Source organism: Sphaerisporangium sp. NPDC051011, from assembly GCF_040653595.1.
In the GTDB taxonomy this organism is placed as follows: domain Bacteria; phylum Actinomycetota; class Actinomycetes; order Streptosporangiales; family Streptosporangiaceae; genus Sphaerisporangium.
Genome location: NZ_JBFAGG010000001.1, coordinates 472008 through 492236, shown reverse-complemented (window position 1 = coordinate 492236; position 20229 = coordinate 472008). Strand labels below are relative to the sequence as shown.

Sequence of the window (20229 nt, the reverse complement as noted above, 5' to 3'; positions counted from 1 at the left end):
GCCGCCGCTTCCCGGGGAGGCCTCCCACAGGAGGTCTCCCCGCCGGGGTGCGCGGCGTGTACCGTCAATCTCTTAGGAGCAACGTGTCATCCCAACCCGTCCTGGAGATCCGCGGGCTCGACAAGAGCTTCGGACCCGTGCAGGTCCTGCACGAGGTCGCCTTCTCGGCGTACGCCGGAGAGGTCACCGCACTTGTCGGCGACAACGGCGCCGGCAAGTCCACCCTGGTCAAGTGCATCGGCGGCACCTACCCGATCGACGCAGGCGAGATGCTGTTCGACGGCCGCCCGGTGCAGGTGAACAGCCCGCGCGAGGCCGCCGACCTCGGCATCGAGATCGTCTATCAGGACCTCGCCCTGTGCGACAACCTTGACATCGTCCAGAACATGTTCCTGGGCCGCGAGAAGAGGAGCGGGCTCGTCCTGGACGAGGCGACGATGGAGGAGATGGCGGCCAAGACCCTCGACAGCCTCTCCGTCCGCACCGTCAAGTCGATCCGGCAGCTCGTGTCCAGCCTGTCCGGCGGCCAGCGGCAGACCGTCGCCATCGCCAAGGCCGTGCTGTGGAACAGCAAGGTCGTCATCCTGGACGAGCCCACCGCCGCGCTCGGCGTCGCCCAGACCGCCCAGGTGCTGGAGCTGGTGCGCCGGCTGGCCGACAACGGCCTGGCGGTGATCCTCATCTCGCACAACATGAACGACGTCTTCGCCGTCTCGGACCGGATCGCGGCGCTGTACCTCGGCCGCATGGCCGCGCAGGTGAAGACGGCCGACGTCACCCACGCGCAGGTCGTCGAGCTGATCACTTCGGGACGCAGCGGCGAGCTCGGCCTGCAGAACGTCAACGGAGTCACCGCATGAGTACGACGATGCTTCCCGGCACGAAGACCGCCGCGCCGTCGCCCGGCATCGGCCAGAACGTCCGTGCCTACATCGGACGGGTCCGGGGCGGTGACATGGGCGCCCTGCCGGCCATCCTCGGGTTGCTCGTGCTGTGCACCACCTTCGCGATCCTGCGGCCGGTGTTCCTGTCGGCGATCAACTTCGCCAACCTGTTCACCCAGGGCGCCGCGATCAGCGTGATCGCCATGGGACTGGTCTTCGTCCTGCTCCTCGGCGAGATCGACCTGTCCGCGGGGTGGACCAGCGGCGTCTGCGCGGCGGTGCTCGCCGTCGCCATGACCCAGAACGGCCTGCCGTGGTACGTCAGCGTCGGCGCGGCGATCCTCACCGGCGTCGTGATCGGCCTCGCGCTCGGCGCGCTGGTCGCCAAGCTCGGCATCCCCTCCTTCGTGGTGACGCTGGCCGCCTTCCTCGCCTTCCAGGGCGCGCTCCTCGTCCTGGTGCGCGAGGGCAACAACATCGCCATCCGCGACCCGGTGATCATCGCGATCGAGAACAGGTACCTCCCGCCGGTCCTCGGCTGGATCCTGTACGCGGTGTGCGTCCTCGCGTACGCCGCCCTGCAGATCGTGCGGGCGCGCCGCCGCGCCGGCCGCGGCCTCTCGGCCGACCCGGTCACGCTCATCGCCGTCCGGGTGGGCGCGCTGGCGATCCTCGGCGGGCTCGCGGTCTACGCCCTGAACCTGGAGCGCAGCCGCAACGCCCTGCTGGTCTCGCTCAAGGGCGTGCCGATCGTCGTCCCGATCATCCTGGCGCTGCTGATCTTCTGGACGTTCGTCCTGCGCCGCACGGCCTTCGGCCGGCACATCTACGCCGTCGGCGGCAACGCCGAGGCCGCCCGCCGCGCCGGCATCAACGTGGACCGCATCCGGGTCAGCGCCTTCGTCATCTGCTCCGGCATGGCGTCCGTGGGCGGCATCGTCCTGGCGTCCCAGGCCAGTTCCGTCGACCCCAGCACGGGCGGCAGCGACGTGCTGCTGTTCGCGGTCGGCGCCGCGGTCATCGGCGGCACCAGCCTGTTCGGAGGCAAGGGCAGGGTGCTGGACGCGCTGCTCGGCGGCGCCGTGGTCGCGGTCATCAACAACGGCATGGGCCTGATGGGTTACAGCGCGAGCGTCAAGTACATCGTCACCGGACTGGTCCTGCTCCTGGCCGCCGGGGTCGACGCGCTCTCCCGCAAGCGCGCCGCCGCCTCTGGTCTAGGGTGATTCCTGCCTGTCCGTCCCAGTAATTTGCCAAGGAACGTCTATGGTGTTCATATGAACACCGGCGGGGTTCCCGTGCCGGTGTGCCGTCGGCGCGCGGCCTGTCCGGGGACGGCCTCGCCCCTCCGCCCACCTGACAGTACGAACGAACCAGAGGACCAACGATGATGCGCGCGGGGCCCTCGCAGGAGGAGATCCGGCGCCAGAACCTCGGGGCGCTCCTGCGGCACGTCCATCTCAGCGGGCCCACCTCCCGTGCCGAGCTCACCAGCAGGATGGGGCTCAACCGCAGCACGATCATGGCGCTCACCGCCGACCTCACCGCGGCGGGCCTCGTCCGCGAGGAACTGCCCGGGGAGACCGGGCGGGCGGGCCGCCCGTCCCTGGTGGTGCGTCCCGAGTCGTCGCGGGTGTACGTCCTGGCGTTCGACATCGGCGTCGACCGGCTCGTCGCCGCCCGGGTGGGCCTGGGCGGCGTGATCCTCGACCGCGTCGAGTCCCCGCGCGAGCGTGGCCCCTTCTCGCTCGGCGAGGTGTCCGGCCTGCTCGCGGGCTTCACCGGCCGGATGCTGAAGAAGGTCGGCGCCGACGCGGTGTGCGTGGGCGCGGGCGTCTCCTTCTCCGGCGGCGTCCGCCGGCTCGACGGCGTCGTCAGATTCAGCCCGAACCTGGGCGTCTCGGACGTCCCCCTCGGCGCGGAGCTGGAGTCCAGGCTGGGGCTCGGCATCCCCGTCGCCGTGGGCAACGACGCCAACCTCGGCGCGCTCGCCGAGCAGGCCCGGGGCGTCGGGGCCGGGTCCCGTGACCTCATCTACCTGCACGGCGACGTCGGCATCGGCGGCGGCATCATCGCCTCCGGCCAGTTGCTCGGCGGCCACGGCGGCTACGGCGGCGAGGTCGGGCACATGGTGGTCAACGCGGGGGGACGGCCGTGCGGCTGCGGGTCCCGCGGCTGCCTGGAGGCCGAGGTGGGGGAGCGTGCGCTGCTGGAGGCCGCCGGGCGGTTCGGCCACCAGGTCGGCCGTGACGCCGTGCGCTCGGTCGTGGACGCCGCCGACCGCGGCGACGTCGTCGCCCGCGAGGCTCTGCTGCGCGTGGGCGACTGGCTCGGCCTCGGCGTGGCCAACCTGGTGAACATCTTCAACCCCGAGATCGTCGTCTTCGGGGGCATGCTCAGGGAGATCTACCTGGGCGCCGCGGCCCAGGTGCGCAGCCGGATCAACACCGACGTCCTGCACGCCTCCCGCGAGCACCTGCGGCTGCGCACCCCCGTGCTCGGGGACGACACGACGCTGGTGGGGGCCGCCGAGCTGGCCTTCGCCCAAGTGCTCGCCGACCCTCTGGACGCCCTCGCCCGCGTGGGCGCCTAGCCGGGCCGCTCTCTGCCGGGGACCGCTCTCTACGCCACCATCGAGGCGCCGGCGATCCAGGAGTTGCACGCGGCCGGGCCCGCGGCCTTGAAGCCGCGGTTCAGCCAGTTGGCGATGTTGCGACCCTTGCCGTGGTCGCGCGCGTCGGTGGTCTCGTCGCCGCTGCGCCGGTCGGCGTCCAGCAGCGTCCGCCAGTCGTCCGTGGAACGGTCGAGGGAACTCCAGACACTGCCGATGAAGGCGCCCGCCAGGCATTCGGCCTGGAGTTCGTGCCTGCGGGTCTGCTCGTCGTACTCCGACCGGCCGCGGCCGGGGAGGTTGTTGTAGGCCTTCCACATGCCCGCGAGGTTCTGGACGTGGTGGCCGTACTCGTGGGCGATCACGTCCATGAGGAAGAGGTCCTCGGCGTTGGTCATGACGGACTTGTCCAGCAGGAACACGATCTGGCGCGTCGGGTTGCAGTAGATCGCCTGGACGTACTTGCCCCACTTGTCGCCGCACGCCCGCTGGGGCTTGGTGATGAACTTCACAGTCGGCGCGACGAACGGGATGCCCGCCCGCTTGAACTGGGCCGACCACACGTCGTTCAGGCACGAGACCAGCGGAGTCAGGTAGCGCTTGGCCGAGGCCACGTCCCCCGCCTCCACGGGCTGTTCGGGACAGGACGTGCGGGGAAGAGGCCCGGAGGAGTACAGCGGGCTCCCGGTGAGGACCGGCGCGTTCTTGATCGGATAGGCCCAGGATGTGCCCTGGAAGAGCAGCGGTGCGACCAGGGCCAACAGGACGACAAGGGAGAGCTTGCGCATGACCCCATGAGGGTACGCGACACGCCCACACCTCGTAAAACCGATCTAATGTGGGCAAGCTGTGAAGGTTTGGCGAGGCTCTCACGGGAGCGCCGCCGGGGTGGGATCCTTGGGCAAATAGACTTCGGGCCAGGTCGGCGAACAGGTAAACAGGCGAGCAAGTGGAGGAGATGATTCCGTGAGCGAGCGGAGCCAGCGGAGCGACGGTCCTGATGACGGACAGGCCGACCTTCTCGCCTCGGTGAAGGGTCCAGGGGACCTCAAGCGGCTGGAGCCCGGCGAACTGCCCCTCCTGGCCGCCGAGATCCGTGACCTTCTCGTCTCCACGACCTCCCGTACGGGCGGTCACCTCGGCCCCAACCTGGGCGTCGTCGAGCTGACCATCGCGCTGCACCGCGTGTTCGACTCCCCGCGCGACCGCATCCTGTGGGACACCGGCCACCAGGCGTACGTCCACAAGATGCTCACGGGCCGCGCCGGCGACTTCGACACCCTGCGCAAGGAGGGCGGCCTGTCGGGGTACCCGAGCCAGGCCGAGTCCGAGCACGACATCATCGAGAACTCCCACGCCTCGACGGCCCTGTCCTACGCCGACGGCCTGGCCAAGGCCTACAAGCTGCGCGGCGAGACCGGCCGCACGGTCGTCGCGGTGATCGGCGACGGCGCGCTGACCGGCGGCATGGCCTGGGAGGCGCTCAACAACATCGCAGGCCACGCCAAGGACCCCGACCTGCCGCTGGTCATCGTCGTCAACGACAACGGCAGGTCCTACTCGCCCACCATCGGCGGGCTGGCCTCCCACCTGGCGTCCCTGCGCATGACGCAGAACTACGAGCACATGCTGGAGTTCGTCAAGCACAACCTCGGCCGCGTCCCCGTCGTCGGCGCCCCGCTGTACGACACGCTGCACGGCGTCAAGAAGGGCATCAAGGACGTCCTGGCGCCCCAGGTCATGTTCGAGGACCTCGGGCTGAAGTACGTCGGCCCGATCGACGGCCACGACGAGCAGGCGGTCGAGGCGGCCCTGCGCAAGGCGCGCGACTTCCGCGGCCCCGTCATCGTCCACGTCCTCACCACCAAGGGCCACGGCTACGCGCACGCCGAGAACCACGACGAGGACTGCTTCCACTCGCCGCAGCCCTTCGACCCGCTGACCGGCGAGGAGCAGCCCCGGCCCCACGGCTGGACCAACGTCTTCGGCCAGGAGCTCGTCCGGCTCGGCGCCGAGCGGCCCGACCTGGTGGCGATCACCGCCGCCATGCTGCACCCCACCGGCCTGGCCGCGTTCGCCGAAGCCTACCCCTCGCGCATCTACGATGTCGGCATCGCCGAGCAGCACGCCCTGACCAGCGCGGCGGGCCTCGCCCTCGGCGGCCTGCACCCGGTCGTCGCCGTCTACGCCACGTTCCTCAACCGCGCCTTCGACCAGCTCCTGATGGACGTCGCGCTGCACCGCCTGCCCGTCACCGTCGTGCTGGACCGCGCCGGCGTCACCGGCGACGACGGCGCGAGCCACAACGGCATGTGGGACCTGTCGATCCTCCAGGTCGTCCCCGGCCTGTCGATCGCCGCGCCGCGCGACGCCTCGCGGCTGCGCGAGCTGCTCGGCGAGGCGGTCGAGGTGGACGACGGCCCGACCGTCCTGCGGTTCCCCAAGGGCGCGGTCGGGCCCGAGATCCCCGCCACCGGAAAGCTCGGCGCGATGGACGTCCTGCGGGACGGCGGCGAGAGCGCCGACGTCCTGCTGGTGGCCGTCGGCCCCATGGCCGCGATCTGCCTGGAGGCCGCCGCGCTGCTGGACGCGCACGGCATCTCGGCCACCATCGTCGACCCGCGCTGGGTCAAGCCGCTGGACGACGCGCTAGCGGGCGCCGCGCGCGCCGCCCGGCTCGTCGCCGTGGTCGAGGACAACGGCCGGGTCGGCGGGGTGGGCGACGCCGTGGCGCGCCTGCTCAGGGACGCCGAGATCGACGTCCCGGTGCGCACGTTCGGCGTCCCCCAGCAGTTCCTCGGCCACGCCAAGCGGCCCAAGATCCTCGCCGAGGCCGGCCTCACCGGGCAGGACATCGCCCGCCGGATCACCGAGACCGTCACCCGCGGCGCGCCCGTCCTGGAGGAGCACCCAGCCTCCTGACCGACGCCCGTGATCCTCCCTTCCGCCGGTCGGCGCCCGGCGGAAACGGGGAGGAATGTTCGGTCTGACCTGGGGTACTCGTGGTGTGCGCTTTCCTCGTGAAGGTGTAGCACATGGTCGAGGGCGATCAGGGGCGTGCCGAATGTCTGTGCTGCGGACGATGTTCCGGACGAAGCCGGTCGAGTTGTCGATCGAGGACACCGAGGGTTCCGGGCATCGGCTGCGGCGCCACCTGAGCGCGCTCGACCTGACCGTGTTCGGCGTCGGCGTGATCGTCGGTACGGGCATCTTCGTCCTGACCGGGCAGGTCGCCCGGGAGACCTCCGGCCCGGCGGTCGCGCTGTCGTTCGTCATCGCCGGCGTCGTCTGCGCCCTCGCGGCCCTGTGCTACGCCGAGTTCGCCTCCACCGTGCCGGTGGCCGGGTCGGCGTACACCTTCTCCTACGCCACGCTCGGCGAGTTCCCGGCGTGGATCGTCGGCTGGGACCTCATGCTGGAGATGGCCCTCGGCGGGGCCGTGGTCGCGGTCGGCTGGTCGGGGTACTTCGCCGAACTGCTGGCCGCCATGGGCGTCGACCTGCCGTCGTCGCTGACAGGGGAGAACGCGACGTTCAACGTCCCGGCGGCCGTCATCGTGCTGGCGCTCACGGCCGTGCTGGTGGCCGGCATCAAGCTGTCCGCGCGGTTCAACCTCGTCATCGTCACCGTCAAGGTCGCCGTGATCCTGCTGGTGATCGTGGCGGGGCTGTTCTTCGTGAAGAGCGCGAACTTCACCCCGTTCATCCCGCCCGCGCACCCCACGCCGGCGGTCGAGGGGCTCAAGGCGCCGCTGATCCAGACCCTGTTCGGCCTCACCCCGGTCGCCTACGGGGTGCTCGGCGTGTTCTCGGGCGCCGCCATCGTCTTCTTCGCCTTCATCGGCTTCGACATCGTCGCCACCGCCGCCGAGGAGACCCGCCGCCCCCAGCGCGACCTGCCGGTCGGCATCATCGCCTCCCTGGCCATCTGCACCTTCCTGTACGTCGCGGTGTCGCTGGTCGTCGTCGGCATGCAGCGGTACGACCGGCTGAACAGATCGGCCCCGCTGGCCGGCGCGTTCCGCGCACTCGGGCAGAACTGGCTGGCCACGATCATCAGCGTGGGCGCGCTGGCGGGGCTGACGACGGTCGTGATGATCCTCATGCTCGGCCAGAGCCGCGTGTTCTTCGCGATGAGCCGCGACAACCTGCTGCCCCGGCCCCTGGCCGCCGTCCATCCCCGCTTCGGCACGCCGTACGTCATCACGATCATCATCGGGACGGTCACCGCGCTGCTGGCGGGGCTGATCCCGCTCTCGGCGCTGGCCGAGCTGGTCAACATCGGCACGCTGTTCGCGTTCGTCCTGGTGTCGGTGGGCGTGGTGATCCTGCGCCGCACCCGCCCCGACCTGCCGCGGGCCTTCCGCACGCCGCTGGTGCCGCTCGTGCCCGTCCTCTCGGCGCTGGCCTGCCTCTACCTCATGCTCAACCTGCCGGCGGAGACCTGGCTGCGGTTCCTGGTCTGGATGGGCGCCGGAGTCGTGATCTACTTCCTGTACGGCAGGCGGCACAGCCGCGTCGAGCGGGAGTCCCGGGTGCCCGTCACCTGATCGTTGCCGGGATCGGTTACCGTGCGTATGGGGGTCTGGGCCGTCGGTCCGGCCCCGCGGCGGCACGCCGGCCACGGGAGGCGATCATGGCCACGCTCGAAGACGTCGCCAGGCACGCGGGGGTGTCGCTGGCGACCGCCTCGCGGGTCCTCAACGGCAGCACACGTCACGTCGGCGCGGCCATGCGCGAGCGGGTCGAGTTCTCGGCCGCCAAGCTCGGCTACCGCGTCGACGCCGCAGCCCAGACCCTGGCGCGCGGCGCGAGCAACGTCGTCGGCATCGTGATCCAGGACCTCACCGACCCCTACTTCGCCGCCATCGCCGACGGCGCGATCCGCGCGGCCGACGGCCACGACATGGTCGTCACCCTGGGCACCACCTACCGCGACCCCGAGCGCGAGATCGCGCTGGTGGCCACGCTCAACGCCCAGCGCGCCCGGGTCGTGCTGATCGCGGGCTCCCGGGTCACGGACGAGGCCGTCCTGCGCCGGCTGCGCGCCGAGCTGGACGTGTACCGCGCCGGCGGGGGACGCGTCGCCGTCATCGGCCAGGACATCCTCGGCACCGACACCGTGGCCCCACTGAACCGCGAGGGGGCCTACGACCTGGCGGTGGCGCTGGCCGGCCTCGGGCACCGCCGTTTCGCGACGCTCGCCGGGCCGTCCAACCTGCTGACCGCGATCGACCGCGCCGGGGGGTTCGCCGCCGCGCTGTCCGACCTCGGGCTCCCGCCGCCGCTGGTGGTGCGCGGCGCGTTCGACCGCGACGGCGGGCACGCCGCCACCTGCGAGCTGCTGGCCCTGCGCAGTGACGTGACCTGCGTGTTCGCGGTGACCGACGTCATGGCGACCGGAGCCCTCGCCGCCCTGAGGGAGAACGGCGTCGAGGTGCCGCGCGACATGTCGCTCGCGGGGTTCGACGACATCGCCCCCCTGCGCGACCTGGTACCCTCCCTCACGACCGTGCGGCTGCCGCTGGCGCGCATGGGCTCGCTGGCGCTGGACCTGGCCCTCGGCCACGAGGGCGTCCCCAGGCGCGAGACGGTCGGCGGAGAGGTCGTGCTCCGCGACAGCGTGAGGCCGGTGACCGGCTGACCGGCCCCCCGCTGTGCCGAAGGTCCGCGGGCGCCGTGACGGAGCCCGCGGGTCAGTTCGTCAGGGACGCGGGCGGGGGCTCGTCGATCTCGCCCTTGACCACGAGGCGGATCAGCGCCCGGGACAGGGGATGCGCCGTCAGCTCGATCTGCCACCCGCGCGCCCCGAGCTCGCGCAGCCGCGCCGCCACCCCCTCGTCGCCGAGGTCGGCGGGCGGCTCCCAGGTCAGGCGCCGGATCGCCTCCGGCTGCAGCAGGTTCTCCGTGGGCATGCGGTTGGCGTCGGCCAGGGCCGCCACCGCGGCGCGGGCGGCGGCCAGGCGCCTGGCCGCCGCGGGGTCGCGGTCGGCCCACCGGTTGGCGGGGGGAGGACCCTCGCCCGGCCCGCTGGGCTGCGGGAGCTCGGTCTCGGCCAGCGCGCGGGCGCGGCCGATGGCGTTCAGCCACTCGCGCAGGTGACGCCGGGCGCTGCGCCCGGTGAACGGCGCGATCTCGGTCAGCGCCTTGGTGGTGCGCGGCTGGTCCAGCGCCGCGGTCACGATCGCCGAGTCCGGCAGCACGCGGCCGGGCGCGAGGTCGGACTCGCGGGCCAGTTCGTCGCGCAGCGTCCACAGCTCGCGCACCACGGCCAGCCCGCGCAGCGTGCGCACGCGGTGGATGCCGGAGGTGCGCCGCCATGGGTCGGTGCGCGGCGGCGACGGGGGAGCGGCGAGGATGGCGGCGAACTCCTCCTGCGCCCACGTGAGCTTCCCGTCGGTGGAAAGCTCCTCGTACAGCTTGTCGCGCAGCTCGATGAGCACCTCGACGTCCAGCACGGCGTAGCGCAGCCAGTCCTCGGGGAGGGGGCGCTGCGACCAGTCGGCCGCCGAGTGGCCCTTCTCCAGGCGCAGGCCGAGGACGTTCTCGACCATCGTGCCGAGGCCGACGCGCTCGTATCCGAGCAGGCGCCCGGCGAGCTCGGTGTCGAACAGGGTGCGGGGGGTGAAGCCCAGCTCGGCGAGGCAGGCGAGGTCCTGCGTGGCGGCGTGCAGCACGATCTCGGCGTCGACCAGCGCCTCGTCGAGCTCCGACAGGTCGGGGCAGGCGACCGGGTCGACGAGCACGCTGCCCGCCCCGGCGCGGCGGAGCTGCACCAGGTAGGCACGGCCGCTGTAGCGGTAGCCGGAGGCGCGCTCGGCGTCGACGGCCACCGGGCCCGTGCCCTTGGCGAACGCGCGGACGGCCGCCGCGAGCGCGCCGGCGTCCTCGATGACCGGCGGGATGCCCTCGCGGGGTTCCAGGAGCGGCACTATTTCGGATGCGGGGATGATTTCGTCGTCGGTCACGTCCTGAAGGGCTCCGGGTCTTCTCGACGCGCGGACCGCGGCGGGAGGGCCGCGACGTCAGGTGGCAGGGGTGGGATGCCCGCCGCGAGGCACATCAGGTCGCACCATGCGGCGACGTGGGCCGACAGGTCATCCTCCAGCGGGGACCACGACGCGCGCAGCTCCAGCTCGGTGGTGATCGGGTCGTCGGCCTTGTTGCCGAAGCCCTCCGACACCGCGCGGGTGACGGTGCCGCCCGCCGCGGCGTACCCGGCCCCGTGGGAGTCGAGGGCCTCGGTCAGCCAGCTCCACGCCACAGGCCCGAGCATCGGGTCGGAGGTGATCTCGGGCTCCATGTCGGCGCGGACGTAGGCGACCAGGCGGAAGGGGCCGTCCCAGCCGCGCTGGCCGTCGGGGTCGAACAGCATGATCAGGCGGCCGACGGCGAGCTCGTCGTCGCCGCGGTAGACCGACGCGCCGACCGCGCCGGAGTAGGGGGCCAGCCGCTGCGGCGCGGGGATGTCCTCCAGTTCGATCTCCGGCCTGACATCGGCGGGACGCAGGCTCGCCAGGGCCCGCCGGAATGCGGCGGGGGCCGGCGGCGCGTCACCGATGGTCATGATTGCAGCGTAGGCCGGAACGGGTGGTGCCGGGAACAGGGGGGTATGCGCGGAATGCATGGATGGTGATCAAGCTCTCGTCACCGGGGCGCCGCCACGCTCCGCACACCCCAGGAATCGGCGGCCGTCGTGCGCGTCGAGGCGAGGGAGCCGCGCCACGCCCCGTTCGACGGCAAGGTGCGCACAATGCACAGTGCGGTGCTCGGAGGAACTCCACATCGCGGTCATCGCGGGCCTTTCGTCGGGTCCCAAGATCGAGAGTTCGCGCGGACAAGACTGCGCGCCGCCTGGCCGACGCTCCCCCCGCGGGCCCTGTCCGTGAACTCGGGGCTGGTCCGACGTTGACACGTCACGGCGACATTTCCCCGCAACGCGCTCGGCGTGTCCCGAAAGTGGTCACCGAATCGCCGCCGCGCGGCGATTTGACGAACATTTGAACCAGCCGCGACATGATCACGGACCTCTCGTGAGACGTACTGTACCCGTGCCTGGGAGCGCGTTGACGCGGCCTGCCCTCCGGTGCGGGCCCTCGGCCGGCCGTCGAACCAGACATAGTGTACGGATCGCGGCTTCCATCATCATCGCCGGACATCCGCCCGGTAAATATCGTTTTCGCGGCAAGCTTTGGTATTGCCCCCGGGACCACCTCCGGTGCCCGCGAAACCGCCCGGACCGGCCCCCGTCGCCCTCCCGGGCGGCGAGATCTGAGCACGCACGCGATACGTGGACCGGCACCCCTCCATGGCACTCTGGAAGGGTGAACTCCGAGACCGCCGAATCCCTGTTCATCCGCGCCTGCCGCCGCCTGCCGGTGCCGCACACCCCCGTCTGGTACATGCGGCAGGCGGGCCGCTCACTGCCCGAGTACCGCGCCGTCCGCTCCGGCGTGCCGATGCTCACCGCGTGCGCGACCCCCGACCTCATCGTGGAGATCACGATGCAGCCCGTGCGGCGGTACGGGGTGGACGCGGCGATCTTCTTCAGCGACATCGTCGTGCCGCTCAAGGCCATCGGCGTCGACCTCGACATCAAGCCCGGCGTCGGCCCCGTGGTCGCCGAGCCGGTCCGTGACCGCGCCGCGCTCGACGCGCTGCGCCCCCTGGACCCCGACGACGTGCCCTACGTCACCGAGGCCGTCCAGGCGCTCGCCAAGGAGCTCGGCCCCACCCCGCTGATCGGCTTCGCGGGCGCGCCGTTCACGCTCGCGTCCTACCTCATCGAGGGCGGCCCTTCCAAGAACCACGACCACACCAAGGCCATGATGTACGGCGACCCCGGGCTGTGGCACGCGCTCATGGGCCGCCTCACCGACATCACCATCGCCTACCTGCGGGTGCAGGCCGACGCGGGCGCCTCGGCGCTCCAGCTCTTCGACTCCTGGGTCGGCGCCGTCGCCCCCGAGGACTACCGCGAGTTCGTCCTCCCGTACACCAGCCGCATCTTCGCGGGCCTGGCCGACCTGGACGTGCCGCGCATCCACTTCGGCGTGGGCACCGGCGAACTGCTCGGGCTGCTCGGCGAGGCCGGCGCCGACGTCGTGGGGGTCGACTGGCGGGTGCCGCTGGACGAGGCCGCGCGCCGCGTCGGCCCCGGCAAGGCCCTCCAGGGCAACCTCGACCCGGCGATCCTGCTCGCGCCGTGGGAGGTCGTCGAGCGCCGTGCCCGCGACATCCTGGCGCGCGGGCGGGCGGCCGAGGGGCACGTGTTCAACCTCGGCCACGGCGTGCTGCCGTCCACCGACCCCGCCCAGCTCGCCCGCCTCACCGACCTCGTCCACGAGGCCTCCGCCCGCTGACCGCCGTCACGCCTCCGGCCGCCCTGGCTCGGGGGCGGGCGAGCCCTCCGCCGCGGCCTCGCGACGCTCGCCCTCGCCGTCGGGGGCCGCGGGTACGGTGGCCTCGGCCGCGACGCGCTCCGCCTCCACGCGGCGGCGCCTTGCGCGGCGGCGCACGGCGGAGACGGCGAACCACACCGCCGCCAGCACGACCAGCCAGGGGAGCAGCGCGCCCAGCACCATCAGCACGACCTTGAAGCTCGTCACCAGGGCGTCCCAGCCGTCCCTGAGACCGCTCAGGAAGCCCGGCGGGTCGTCGTCCGGCTCCTGGACGACCGCGGCGGGCCCGACGACGCGCAGGGTGAGCGTGGCCTCGGCGGTCCGCGCCGCCAGCGACTTCTGCCGGGCCTGGAGCGACTCCAGGTCGGCCTCCCTGGTGGAGATCTCCCGTTCGACCGACAGGACCTCCCCGATCGTCTTGGCCTTGCTCAGAAGCGAGCGGAGCTGGTCGAGCGAGGACTGCGCCGACTTCAACCGGCTGTCGACGTCGGCGACCTGCTCGGTCACATCCTCGGTGGCCTGGCGCAGCGCCTCCCGCTTGCCGAGCTCCTTGCCGAGCCGCCCGAGAAGGGCCTGGTAGCCGTCCGGCGGCACCTTGAAGACCAGCGTCGCGCCACCCCCGCTCCCGTCCGAGGTGGACTCCTCGCTGTCCAGGCGCCCACCCGACGCGGCGACGATCTGCTTGGCCTTCTCGGCGGCCGCGGTCACGTCCTTCGCCCGGACCGTCATCTCGCCGGTGTAGACGATCGACCGCACCGGTTCGGCGATCTTCACAGGGGACCCCGCCTCACCGGCCGCCGTGTCCCGCTGAGGGGCCGCGCCGCCGGAGCCCGCCGAGCCGCTCGCCACCTCCGCACTCGCGTCGGCCGGGACCGGCATCCGCGCCGCGTCCTGGGGCGCGGCGGGCGCGCTGCCGACGGCGGCCATGCCACCGTCTCCGCCTCCGCAGCCCGCCAACAGGACGACGGCCCCCGTGAGGGACGCCAGCAGGGCCGCACGGCATCGTAATCTGCTCATGCCCCTGTTGACGGGTGCGGCGGGCCCGCGGTTGGGTGGCGCACGTCACAATGCCGTCACGTTCTGGGCGGCCGCCCGGCCCCCTACCGCCGAGGGGCTCGTCCCCAGGCCGGGCCCGGCCGCCGTCCGGGGTGACGCCCTAGGCGGGTAACGTCTTGAGGCATGGAAGGGACTCGGCGGCACGTCGTGGTCGTGGGCGGGGGCATAGCGGGTCTGGCCGCGGCGTGGCATCTGCGGCACGAGGACCCCGGCCTCGCCGTGACCGTCCTGGACGGCGCTCCCCGCGTCGGGGGCAAGCTGCGGACCTCGGAGGTCGCGGGCATCCCCGTCGACGAGGGCGCCGAGGCCATGCTGGCCCGCCGTCCCGAGGGCCGCGAACTGGCCCGCGCGGTGGGCCTCGGCGACGAGCTCGTCCACCCCGCCCCGGCCGGCGCCTCGATCTACAGCAGGGGCGCGCTGCGCGCCATGCCGAAGCGGCAGGTCATGGGCGTCCCCGCCGACGTCGCCGAGCTCGGGCGCTCGGGCATCCTCTCGCCGGCCGGGCTGGCCCGGGTGCCGGTCGACCAGATCCTTCCGGCGACGCTGATCAGCTCCGACGTGTCGGTGGCCGCCTACATCCGCGCGCGCATGGGCGGAGAGGTCGTCGACCGCCTGGTCGAGCCGCTGCTCGGCGGGGTCTACGCCGGCCGCGCCGAGACGCTCTCGCTGGACGCCACCATGCCGCACATCGCGGCCGTGGCCCGCACCGAGCGCTCGCTGCTGAGGGCCGCGCGCGGCATCGCCGACGACGCCCCGAAGGACGCCGGGCCCGTCTTCACCACGCTGAGCGGCGGCATGGGCGGCCTGCCCGAGGCCGTGGCCCGCGCCTCGGGCGCCGAGATCAGGACCGGCGTCATGGTGCGCGAGCTCGCGCGCACGCCCGAGGGCTGGCGCCTGGTGACCGGTCCCACGAGGTCGCCGGAGGTCGTCGAGGCCGACGCCGTGGTGATCGCGGTCCCCGCCCCCGCCGCGGCCCGGCTGCTCGCCGCCGAGGTGCCCAAGGCCGCCGCCGAGCTGGCCCGCATCGAGTACGCGAGCATGGCGATCGTCACGCTCGCCTACCCGCGCGCGGCGTTCCCCGAGCCGCCGGCCGGCAGCGGCTACCTGGTGCCGCCGGTCGAGGGGCGCGCGGTCAAGGCGGTGACGTTCAGCTCGGTGAAGTGGCCCCATCTGGCCGACGCCGACCCCGCCGTGCTGGTGCTGCGCTGCTCCGTCGGCCGCCTCGGCGAGGAGTACCTGCTGCAGCGCGCCGACGACGAGCTGGTGGCCCTGGCCATGGGCGAGATGGCCGAGGTCATGGGCGTGCGCGGGCTGCCCCTGGACAGCCGGGTGACCCGCTGGGGCGGCGCCCTGCCGCAGTACGAGGTCGGCCACCTGGACCGGGTGGCGCGCGTCCGCGCGGCCGTGGCCGTCCAGCCGGGGCTCGCGGTCTGCGGCGCGGCCTACGACGGGCTCGGCGTGCCCGCGTGCGTGGCCACCGCGCGCACGGCCGCGGCGGGCATCCTCGCGTACCTCGACGAGCGGCGCGAGGGAGAATGGCTGGAGGGGCATCCCGCGGCCGGCGCCCGCTGAGCGGCCCCGCACCCAGCTGAAGAACGGCGCCGGGTCGACCGCGCCGGGAACGACGAACGCTTCGATGGAAGGCGAGTTCAAGTGACGACGGAGAGCGGCGCGCGGCCGAAGGCCCGCGATCTCAACCAGGTCATCCGCTACACCATGTGGTCGGTCTTCCGGGTGCGCGAGCCGCTGCCGGGCGACCGGCAGGAGGCCGCGCACGAGGTCGAGTCCGTGCTGTCGCAGGCCGCGCAGAAGGACGTCGTGACGCGCGGGGCCTACGAGGTGGCGGGGTTCCGCGCCGACGCCGACTACATGTTCTGGTGGCACGCGCCCACGCCCGAGGACCTGCAGGAGGTCTACGGCCGCTTCCGGCGCACGTCCCTGGGCCGCGCCAGCGAGCCGGTGTGGTCGGTCATGGCGCTGCACCGGCCGGCCGAGTTCAACAAGTCGCACATCCCGGCGTTCCTCGCGGAGGAAGAGCCACGCGGGTACGTCTGCGTGTACCCGTTCGTGCGCTCCCTCGAGTGGTACCTGCTGGAGGACTCCGAGCGCCGCGCCATGCTCGCCGAGCACGGCAGGCTCGCCCGTGACTATCCCGACGTGCGGGCGAACACGGTGGCGTCGTTCGCGCTCAACGACTTCGAGTGGATCCTCGCGTTCGAGGCCGACGAGCTGCACCGCATCGTCGACCTGATGCGTCATCTGCGCGCGTCGGAGGCCCGCAGGCACACCCGGCTGGAGGTGCCGTTCTACACCGGCACGCGCAAGCCGCTGGAGGAGCTGGTCACCGCCCTGCCGTGACCGTCGAATCCCCCAGAAACGGGACATCCGTCACCGACGCCTCAAAAGCGACCACGTCTGATATTTCAGGAACAACCCACGCGGGCTCGCGATCTTTGGCATACTCGTGGGTGATTCCCGTGTCGATGTGAGGCAGAGGGTGAACAGGGGCAATGGCCTGGTACGTTCCAGGCGAGGGGGGCACAGGCGGCGCAAAAGCCGCCGTGCGTGGTTATTGCAGATCTTCTCCGGGGTGGCGGCCGTAGCGGTGGCGGCCCTCGCGGTCGTCGCCGTGTTCGCGCGCCCGCAGGGCGGCGCCGCAGCCGCGCCCGCGCCGGCCGGCGAGGGCGTCGCGCCGTCCGTCCCGGTGGACCCGGGCGTTACGGCGGGTCCCAAGGTCGCGGCGGGTTCCGACGTCACGGCCGCGGAGGCCGCTCCCGCCAAGAAGGCGAAGAAGAAGCGCCGCGACCCCGCCGACACCGCGTCGGGGCCGAGCCGGCACACCGACGGCAAGGCGATCAGCTACTTCAGGCAGCGGTGGGCGGACGACAAGGCGGTCAAGCGGATCACCGACATCAGGACGACCGGGAAGTACCTTCGCATCTACACCGACCTGCCGCAGTCGGCGCACAACTCCAAGTCCGCGCTCGACCTGTGCAAGCGGGGCATGGAGTACCTGCTCCAGGAGGTCGGCGACCAGAGCCCCGTGGTGTTCGTCCAGGCGAAGTACGGGCAGAACGGCAACCCCGTCCTCGCCAACATCGCCGGCCCGGACGACACCTCCTGCCGCCTGTCCGCCCCGTCACCCAAGTAGGCGGCCGCCCGGCCACGGCAAGGGATTACGAGGCCCTTACATGTCCCCGCGGCGCACGCCCGCGGACGGCGGCCCCGCCCCGGCCCGCATAGGCTTGAGGGCATGGAAAAGGTGGTCAAGAGCGACGCCGAGTGGCGGGTCCAGCTGTCTCCCGAAGAGTTCCGCGTCCTGCGCCAGGCGGGCACCGAGCGTCCGTTCACGGGGGAGTACGTCGACACCAAGACCGTGGGGGTCTACTCCTGCCGCGCCTGCGGGGCCGAGTTGTTCCGCTCCGAGGCCAAGTTCGACTCCCACTGCGGGTGGCCCTCGTTCTTCGAACCGGCCGAGTCCGACGCCGTGACGCTGATCGAGGACCGCTCGCTCGGCATGGTGCGGGTCGAGGTCCGGTGCGCCCGCTGCGACTCCCATCTCGGGCACGTCTTCCACGGTGAGGGCTACCCGACCCCCACCGACGACCGGTACTGCATCAACTCCGTCTCCCTCCACCTCGAACCGGTCGGCTGACCGGGCCGTACACCACTCCGCGGGCCGGGAACGGCCGCCCTGAGGCCGCGGACCGGCCCGTGGTCCGCCAGGGTGATCGCTCGCGTGCGAAGAGTAACGAACGGCGCATGGCCGCGTCATGCGCGGGTAGAGACGCTTGTGGGGTGGTGCCACCCGCAGACTCTGGTTTGGTTCGGTCTGGAGCTCTGTGCACATACGCCACAGGTGGGACACCATCGAGGCCATCGGCCAGGTGGTGACGCAGCGCTGCGAGATCTGTGGCAAGACCCGGGTACGGGTGAGGAAGCCCCGCAAACCCCCTCGACCCCGCCCGGACTGACCGGGCGGTGCACAACCCCGGGCGCGTATGCGGAACGTCGGCCCGGCGGAAAGCTTTCCGTCGCGAGCATCCTGCCGGCCCGGTTCCGGCGTCTTCACCGGTATGGGGGCTGATCACCTCCTACGAGGAAGATCGCCGGTACATCCCCGCTTCCGCGCGCCGTTCGGGGAGGTCACCGGACGGGGGAGACGTCAGCGCCCGTCCGGCGGGCGATCCCGGGGGGTCCGTCCCGTCCGAGCGCGGTCCGCCACAGAGGCGCTCCGGGACGGACCGTCCCCCGCCCGCCTTTTGTCACCGCCGGAAGGTACGGTCGGAGCATGGCGTCGCCGTTCATCGAGCTCAATGTCGGAGACCGGGTCATCAAGGTCACGAACCCGGACAAGATCTATTTCCCCGAGATCGGGGCGACCAAGCGCGACCTGGTCGAGTACTACATCTCCGTCGGCGATGGCGCGCTGCGCGCCCTGAAAGATCGCCCGACCTACCTCAAGCGCCACCCCGACGGCGTGGCCACCGAGGCGATCTACCAGAAACGCATGCCGCCCAAGCACCCCGAGTGGCTGCGGACCGTCACGATCCGTTTCCCGAGCGGGCGCACGGCCGATGCCCTGCGGGTGACCGAGGTGGCCGCGATCGCCTACTGCGCCAACCTCGCCACGATCGACTTCCACCCCTGGCCCACGCGCGCCGACGACGTCGAGCATCCCGACGAGCTGCGCATAGACATCGACCCCCAGCCCGGCACCGGCTTCGAGGACGCGCGGGCCGCCGCGTTCGTCGTCCGCGAGATCCTCGACGAGCTCGGCATGCGCGGCTTCCCGAAGACCTCCGGCAGCCGGGGCATCCACATCAACGTGCGCATCGCGCGCGACCGGTCCTTCACCGAGGTCCGCCAGAGCGCCATCGCCCTCGCCCGCGAGGTCGAGCGCCGCCGTCCCGACCTCGCCACCACCGCCTGGTGGAAGGAGGAACGCGGCGAGAAGGTCTTCATCGACTACAACCAGAACGCCCGCGACCGCACGATCGCCAGCGCCTACTCCGTCCGCGCCAAGCCGCACGCCCCGGTCTCGACACCCGTGACCTGGGAGGAACTGACCGACGTCGACCCGCGCGACTTCGACATCCGCACCGTCCCGCCCCGCTTCGCCGCGCTCGGCGACGTGCACAGAGAGATCGACGACCGCGCGTTCACCATCGAGCCGCTCCTGGAGTGGTACGCGAAGGACGAACGCGGCGACATGCCGTACCCGCCCAACTACCCCAAAATGCCCGGCGAACCGAAACGCGTCCAACCCAGCAAGGCCCGGCAGCCTGCCGGTGAAATCGAGGCGGGCTGACCGGGTCCTCGGCCACCACGTCGCCCCCCGGATGGGCCGCGGCGACTTCGGCGGCCCCTCCGGTGTCCGGGCGTGAGACCCGGTTCAGGCGAACAGCACCTCGGCGAGGGCGCGGTACCCCGGCAGCGGGTCCTGGTCTTCGGCCGTCAGGAGCTGGATGCCCACGTGGTCCGCGCCCGCGGCGAGGTGCTCGTCCACGCGGCGCTTGATCGTCGCCGGGTCGCCCTGGGCCACGAGCGCGTCGACGAGCCGGTCGCTGCCCCTGCCCGCCAGGTCGTCGTCGCCGAACCCGAGCCTGCGCAGGTTGTTGGTGTAGTTGCTGAGGCGCAGGTAGAAGTGCACCGTTTCCCGCGCGATTTCCCGCGCGATCCGCCGGGCCGCCTCGGTGTCCTCCGACACGACGACCTTCTGCTCGGGGGCCAGCAGGACCCCGTCGCCGAGGATCTCCCGCGCCTGCCGGGTGTGCTCGGGAACGGTCAGGTACGGGTGCGCGCCCGCGCTCCTCTCGGCGGACAGCCGCAGCACCTTCGGCCCGAGCGCGGCCAGCGCCCTGCCCTCGACCGGGACCTTCGCCGCGTCGAGCCCGTCGAGGTAGGCCGCGAGCGCGTCGTACGGCTTGGCGTAGCGGGCCGTGGCCTCGCGGTGTCCGGCGCCGACGCCGAGCAGGAAGCGGCCGGGATGGGCGTCCGCGATGCGGTGGTAGGCGGCGCCGATGGCGGCGGCATCGTCCTGCCAGATGTTGACGATGCCGGTGGCCACGGTGAGCGTGGCGGTCGCCGCGAGGATGTCCTCGGCGATCCGCAGGTCACCGCCGGGGGATCCGCCGAGCCAGACGGCGCCGTAGCCGAGCTCTTCCAGTGACGCCGCCAGGGCGGGCGTCACCTGCGACGCGTTGCGCCACACCCCGACCTTGCCGAGCGCGGGCCATGTCGTCATGGTGCTCCCCTTCTTCACAGTCGTTCCGAGA

The 20229-nt window shown here is 72.3% G+C and carries 17 protein-coding genes; 12 read left to right on the top strand and 5 right to left on the bottom strand.

The window, feature by feature from the left end; translation table 11 throughout:
• Positions 1 to 83 precede the first annotated feature (83 nt).
• The 3 genes from AB0H21_RS02165 to AB0H21_RS02155 all read left to right on the top strand — a co-directional run bounded on the left by AB0H21_RS02165 (position 84) and on the right by AB0H21_RS02155 (position 3477).
• Positions 84 to 860 carry an ATP-binding cassette domain-containing protein gene (locus AB0H21_RS02165; protein WP_358510264.1) on the top strand — a complete coding sequence of 259 codons (777 nt, stop codon included), beginning with the start codon at positions 84 to 86 and terminating at the stop codon, positions 858 to 860.
• A complete protein-coding gene (locus AB0H21_RS02160; protein ID WP_358510261.1) occupies positions 857 to 2110 on the top strand; it encodes an ABC transporter permease in 1254 nt (417 codons plus the stop codon). The genes AB0H21_RS02165 and AB0H21_RS02160 overlap by 4 nt, the downstream gene beginning before the upstream one ends.
• A gap of 164 nt (positions 2111 to 2274) precedes the next feature.
• Positions 2275 to 3477, top strand: coding sequence for an ROK family transcriptional regulator (locus AB0H21_RS02155; RefSeq protein ID WP_358511351.1), 1203 nt, complete (start codon positions 2275 to 2277; stop codon positions 3475 to 3477).
• Positions 3478 to 3506: 29 nt separating this feature from the next.
• Here AB0H21_RS02155 and AB0H21_RS02150 read toward each other — a convergent pair whose 3' ends face one another.
• Positions 3507 to 4283 carry a neutral zinc metallopeptidase gene (locus tag AB0H21_RS02150; RefSeq protein ID WP_358510258.1) on the bottom strand — a complete coding sequence of 259 codons (777 nt, stop codon included), beginning with the start codon at positions 4281 to 4283 and terminating at the stop codon, positions 3507 to 3509.
• A 178-nt stretch (positions 4284 to 4461) separates the two neighbouring features.
• Between AB0H21_RS02150 and dxs the strand changes: the two genes are divergently transcribed.
• From dxs to AB0H21_RS02135, 3 genes are all read left to right on the top strand, one after another.
• Entirely contained in the window at positions 4462 to 6417 is a 1956-nt protein-coding gene (dxs, locus tag AB0H21_RS02145; protein WP_358510255.1) for a 1-deoxy-D-xylulose-5-phosphate synthase, read from the top strand.
• A gap of 142 nt (positions 6418 to 6559) precedes the next feature.
• Complete coding sequence (locus AB0H21_RS02140; protein ID WP_358510252.1) at positions 6560 to 8044, top strand: amino acid permease; 1485 nt, start codon at positions 6560 to 6562, stop codon at positions 8042 to 8044.
• An 86-nt stretch (positions 8045 to 8130) separates the two neighbouring features.
• On the top strand, positions 8131 to 9138 hold the full coding sequence (locus tag AB0H21_RS02135; protein WP_358510249.1) for a LacI family DNA-binding transcriptional regulator: 1008 nt from the start codon (positions 8131 to 8133) through the stop codon (positions 9136 to 9138).
• A 52-nt stretch (positions 9139 to 9190) separates the two neighbouring features.
• Here AB0H21_RS02135 and AB0H21_RS02130 read toward each other — a convergent pair whose 3' ends face one another.
• Both AB0H21_RS02130 and AB0H21_RS02125 read right to left on the bottom strand, forming a co-directional pair.
• Positions 9191 to 10462, bottom strand: coding sequence for an HRDC domain-containing protein (locus tag AB0H21_RS02130; RefSeq protein ID WP_358510245.1), 1272 nt, complete (start codon positions 10460 to 10462; stop codon positions 9191 to 9193).
• Positions 10459 to 11061: a DUF3000 domain-containing protein gene (locus AB0H21_RS02125; RefSeq protein ID WP_358510242.1), complete on the bottom strand. Its 603-nt coding sequence runs from the start codon at positions 11059 to 11061 to the stop codon at positions 10459 to 10461. The genes AB0H21_RS02130 and AB0H21_RS02125 overlap by 4 nt, the downstream gene beginning before the upstream one ends.
• Before the next feature lie 757 nt (positions 11062 to 11818).
• Between AB0H21_RS02125 and hemE the strand changes: the two genes are divergently transcribed.
• Complete coding sequence (gene hemE, locus AB0H21_RS02120; RefSeq protein WP_358510239.1) at positions 11819 to 12856, top strand: uroporphyrinogen decarboxylase; 1038 nt, start codon at positions 11819 to 11821, stop codon at positions 12854 to 12856.
• Between the two features lie 6 nt (positions 12857 to 12862).
• Here the strand turns inward: hemE and AB0H21_RS02115 are convergent, their stop codons facing one another.
• Positions 12863 to 13912, bottom strand: a complete 1050-nt coding sequence (locus AB0H21_RS02115) for a DUF4349 domain-containing protein (protein WP_358510236.1) — start codon at positions 13910 to 13912, stop codon at positions 12863 to 12865.
• 162 nt (positions 13913 to 14074) lie between these two features.
• On the opposite strand from AB0H21_RS02115, the gene hemG reads away from it, so the two are divergent.
• From hemG to ligD, 5 genes are all read left to right on the top strand, one after another.
• Complete coding sequence (gene hemG, locus AB0H21_RS02110) at positions 14075 to 15523, top strand: protoporphyrinogen oxidase (protein WP_358510233.1); 1449 nt, start codon at positions 14075 to 14077, stop codon at positions 15521 to 15523.
• Between the two features lie 81 nt (positions 15524 to 15604).
• Positions 15605 to 16309 (top strand): hydrogen peroxide-dependent heme synthase, encoded by a 705-nt coding sequence (gene hemQ, locus AB0H21_RS02105; protein ID WP_358510230.1) that lies wholly within the window; start codon positions 15605 to 15607, stop codon positions 16307 to 16309.
• Positions 16310 to 16541: 232 nt separating this feature from the next.
• The gene (locus AB0H21_RS02100; RefSeq protein ID WP_358510227.1) at positions 16542 to 17102 is read left to right on the top strand and encodes a hypothetical protein; all 561 of its coding nucleotides are present in this window, start codon (positions 16542 to 16544) and stop codon (positions 17100 to 17102) included.
• Positions 17103 to 17204: 102 nt separating this feature from the next.
• A complete protein-coding gene (gene msrB, locus AB0H21_RS02095; protein ID WP_358510224.1) occupies positions 17205 to 17606 on the top strand; it encodes a peptide-methionine (R)-S-oxide reductase MsrB in 402 nt (133 codons plus the stop codon).
• Between the two features lie 636 nt (positions 17607 to 18242).
• The gene (gene ligD, locus AB0H21_RS02090; protein ID WP_358510221.1) at positions 18243 to 19262 is read left to right on the top strand and encodes a non-homologous end-joining DNA ligase; all 1020 of its coding nucleotides are present in this window, start codon (positions 18243 to 18245) and stop codon (positions 19260 to 19262) included.
• 84 nt (positions 19263 to 19346) lie between these two features.
• Here ligD and AB0H21_RS02085 read toward each other — a convergent pair whose 3' ends face one another.
• Positions 19347 to 20198: an LLM class F420-dependent oxidoreductase gene (locus AB0H21_RS02085; RefSeq protein ID WP_358510218.1), complete on the bottom strand. Its 852-nt coding sequence runs from the start codon at positions 20196 to 20198 to the stop codon at positions 19347 to 19349.
• Between the last annotated feature and the right edge of the window lie 31 nt (positions 20199 to 20229).

What these genes read in the sequence shown, in the direction of transcription:
- AB0H21_RS02125 (WP_358510242.1), bottom strand. Translation starts at nt 11,061, where the DNA reads ATGACCATCGGTGACGCGCCGCCGGCCCCCGCCGCATTCCGGCGGGCC.
- AB0H21_RS02155 (WP_358511351.1), top strand. Translation starts at nt 2,275, where the DNA reads ATGCGCGCGGGGCCCTCGCAGGAGGAGATCCGGCGCCAGAACCTCGGG.
- AB0H21_RS02135 (WP_358510249.1), top strand. Translation starts at nt 8,131, where the DNA reads ATGGCCACGCTCGAAGACGTCGCCAGGCACGCGGGGGTGTCGCTGGCG.
- msrB (WP_358510224.1), top strand. Translation starts at nt 17,205, where the DNA reads ATGGAAAAGGTGGTCAAGAGCGACGCCGAGTGGCGGGTCCAGCTGTCT.
- AB0H21_RS02085 (WP_358510218.1), bottom strand. Translation starts at nt 20,198, where the DNA reads ATGACGACATGGCCCGCGCTCGGCAAGGTCGGGGTGTGGCGCAACGCG.
- AB0H21_RS02115 (WP_358510236.1), bottom strand. Translation starts at nt 13,912, where the DNA reads ATGAGCAGATTACGATGCCGTGCGGCCCTGCTGGCGTCCCTCACGGGG.
- AB0H21_RS02160 (WP_358510261.1), top strand. Translation starts at nt 857, where the DNA reads ATGAGTACGACGATGCTTCCCGGCACGAAGACCGCCGCGCCGTCGCCC.
- ligD (WP_358510221.1), top strand. Translation starts at nt 18,243, where the DNA reads ATGGCGTCGCCGTTCATCGAGCTCAATGTCGGAGACCGGGTCATCAAG.
- hemG (WP_358510233.1), top strand. Translation starts at nt 14,075, where the DNA reads ATGGAAGGGACTCGGCGGCACGTCGTGGTCGTGGGCGGGGGCATAGCG.
- AB0H21_RS02150 (WP_358510258.1), bottom strand. Translation starts at nt 4,283, where the DNA reads ATGCGCAAGCTCTCCCTTGTCGTCCTGTTGGCCCTGGTCGCACCGCTG.
- AB0H21_RS02140 (WP_358510252.1), top strand. Translation starts at nt 6,560, where the DNA reads ATGTCTGTGCTGCGGACGATGTTCCGGACGAAGCCGGTCGAGTTGTCG.